We start from the raw sequence: 3,041 nt of genomic DNA, 5'->3' as shown, positions 1-3,041 counted from the left end.
AAAGAAGGCGATCCGTTTGGCCTGCGTGAGAAGATCGACCGCGCGATTCACTGAACTCATGTCCAGAGACTGGCGAACATGGTCGAGCGTGGCCATTGCCGATTCAAATATTTTTGCGGTGTAAGCATCAACGCTGTCGTCTTCATCTACATTGCGATTAACATACGGGGTACCGTTTGCCAGACTTTGTGCCAGATGCAGTTTAAAATCAGGAAAGCCGCGGGTGTCCAGACTACGACAGAATCGATTGACCGTCGGTTCGCTGACGCCCGATTCCTGTGCCAGAGCGGCGATGCTTGAATGAATCGCCTGAGCGGGCGCGGCGAGAATAACTTCAGCCACTTTGCGCTCGGATTTGCTAAGGTGTTCCAGTTGAAACTGGATTTTTTCCAGCATGTTCATTGTTAACAAGACGCTCGTGAGGGCATAAACGATTTCATAGAGATGAAACCTTGATTCGATTTAGCCGATATTACCCCCGGGACACCCGAAAGGGTAATCGTCGACAAGAAATGTTGTTGTTTTTTTTCATTACTTGATCGACGTCGGGTTTTGCTCTGACCCTGTTGCGCAAAGAATCGACATTAGTTGCGTCACCAGACGGGCATTATGGCACCGGCGACGAAAAATCACCGTATCGCACGTGACGTTAAGCGCTAATGGTTTCAGGAAACGCGTAAAAGCAGTACAGTGCATTGTAATAAAATTACAACGATACCTGGCAGAGTACCAGGAGATCTAACTGAGGAGAATGACATGGCGGTAACGCAAACAGCCCAGGCATGTGACCTGGTCATTTTCGGCGCGAAAGGCGATCTTGCACGCCGAAAATTGCTGCCTTCCCTGTATCAGCTCGAAAAAGCGGGCCAGATCCATCCCGATACCCGAATCCTTGGGGTAGGGCGCGCCGACTGGGATAAGGAGGCTTATACCAAAGTCGTGCGCGAGGCGCTCGAAACCTTCATGAAAGAGAAAATCGATGAAAGCCTTTGGGATAAGCTGAGCGGGCGTCTCGATTTCTGCAATCTGGACGTCAACGATGTAAGCGCCTTTACCCGTCTGGGTGAAATGCTGGACCAGGAAAATCGCGTCACCATTAACTATTTCGCCATGCCGCCAAGCACCTTCGGCGCCATCTGCAAAGGTCTGGGCGAAGCGAAGCTGAACGCCAAACCGGCGCGCGTGGTGATGGAGAAGCCGCTGGGTACGTCGCTGGCAACCTCGCGTGAAATCAACGACCAGGTGGGCGAGTTCTTTGAGGAGTGTCAGGTTTACCGTATTGACCACTATCTGGGTAAAGAGACGGTTCTGAACCTGCTGGCGCTGCGTTTTGCCAACTCCCTGTTTGTGAACAACTGGGACAACCGCACTATCGACCACGTGGAAATTACCGTGGCGGAAGAGGTGGGCATCGAAGGCCGCTGGGGCTACTTCGACCAGGCCGGCCAGATGCGTGACATGATCCAGAACCACCTGCTGCAAATTCTGTGCATGATTGCCATGTCTCCACCGTCAGATCTGACGGCCGACAGCATTCGTGACGCCAAAGTGAAAGTGCTGAAATCACTGCGCCGTATTGACCGCTCCAACGTGCGTGAGAAAACCGTGCGCGGCCAGTACACCGCAGGTTTTGCCCAGGGGAAAAAAGTCCCTGGCTATCTGGAAGAAGAGGGCGCGAACAAGTCCAGCAACACCGAGACGTTTGTGGCGATCCGCGTGGATATCGACGACTGGCGCTGGGCCGGCGTGCCGTTCTACCTGCGTACCGGGAAACGTCTGCCGGCAAAATGCTCCGAAGTGGTGGTCTACTTCAAAAATCCGGAACTGAACCTGTTCAAAGAATCCTGGCAGGAACTGCCGCAGAACAAACTGACTATTCGTCTGCAACCGGATGAGGGTGTGGATATTCAGATCCTGAACAAAGTGCCGGGTCTTGATCACAAACACAACCTGCAAACCACCAAGCTCGACCTGAGTTACTCTGAAACTTTCAACCAGACGCATCTGGCCGATGCTTACGAGCGTCTGCTGCTGGAAACCATGCGTGGTATCCAGGCGCTGTTCGTCCGCCGCGATGAAGTGGAAGAGGCGTGGAAGTGGGTGGACTCAATCACCGAAGCGTGGGCAGCCGACCAGGACGCGCCAAAACCGTATCAGGCGGGAACATGGGGACCTGTCGCCTCCGTTGCGATGATCACCCGTGATGGCCGCTCCTGGAACGAGTTTGAATAACCCCCATCTCTAGCCCAAAGGTGTTATTTTACCGGTAACATGATCTAACACAGCAAGTGGCATAATTTTTAATCTTTTAAGCTCCGCGTGGATTCACCCGCGGAGCTTTTTTTATTACACTCCCTTCAGACATTTTGCCCCTGTGCTCCGGATATCAGGCGTTTCAGCGTTGTTAACAACCGTCAGAAACTGTGTAAACTCCCGAGCCTGGACAGATAAATTAGAGGAGCTTTTATGAATCCGACATTGTTACGCGTAACACAACGCATCGTTGAACGCTCGAAAGAGACCCGTGCTGCCTACCTTGCCCGCATCGAACAGGCGAAGAGTGAAACGGTCCATCGCTCACAGCTGGCCTGCGGGAATCTGGCCCACGGCTTTGCCGCCTGCCAGCCTGGTGATAAAGACGCGCTGAAAAGCATGCTGCGTAACAATATCGCCATCATTACCTCCTATAACGACATGCTTTCAGCCCACCAGCCGTATGAGGTTTACCCGTCTATCATCCGCAATGCGCTGCACAGCGTGAACGCGGTGGGCCAGGTTGCAGGCGGCGTGCCGGCCATGTGTGATGGCGTGACTCAGGGACAGGACGGTATGGAGCTGTCTCTGTTGAGCCGCGAAGTGATCGCCATGTCGGCGGCAGTGGGCCTCTCTCACAATATGTTTGATGGCGCGCTCTACCTGGGCGTATGCGACAAAATCGTCCCGGGGCTGGTGATGGCCGCGCTGTCGTTTGGCCATCTGCCAGCGATTTTTGTGCCGTCAGGCCCGATGGCAAGCGGTCTGCCAAACAAGGAAAAAGTCCG

The 3,041-nt window shown here is 53.7% G+C and carries 2 protein-coding genes and 1 pseudogene; 2 read left to right on the top strand and 1 reads right to left on the bottom strand.

Going from position 1 to position 3,041, the window contains the following annotated elements:
• Positions 1–402 (bottom strand): annotated as a pseudogene (locus tag HP459_RS22165) (transcriptional regulator HexR); the annotation flags it as partial.
• A gap of 354 nt (positions 403–756) precedes the next feature.
• Here HP459_RS22165 and zwf point away from each other — a divergent pair.
• A complete protein-coding gene (zwf, locus tag HP459_RS22160) occupies positions 757–2,232 on the top strand; it encodes a glucose-6-phosphate dehydrogenase (RefSeq protein WP_022648481.1) in 1,476 nt (491 codons plus the stop codon).
• A 234-nt stretch (positions 2,233–2,466) separates the two neighbouring features.
• Positions 2,467–3,041, top strand: a 575-nt coding sequence (locus HP459_RS22155) for a dihydroxy-acid dehydratase (RefSeq protein WP_171936849.1), incomplete at its 3' end; no start/stop codon positions are given.

The sequence above is a fragment of the Enterobacter sp. CM29 genome, assembly GCF_013179605.1.
In the GTDB taxonomy this organism is placed as follows: Bacteria; Pseudomonadota; Gammaproteobacteria; order Enterobacterales; family Enterobacteriaceae; genus Enterobacter; species Enterobacter intestinihominis.
The sequence above is the reverse complement of the archived record's forward strand: the minus strand, read 5'-3'. Positions and strand labels throughout refer to the sequence as shown.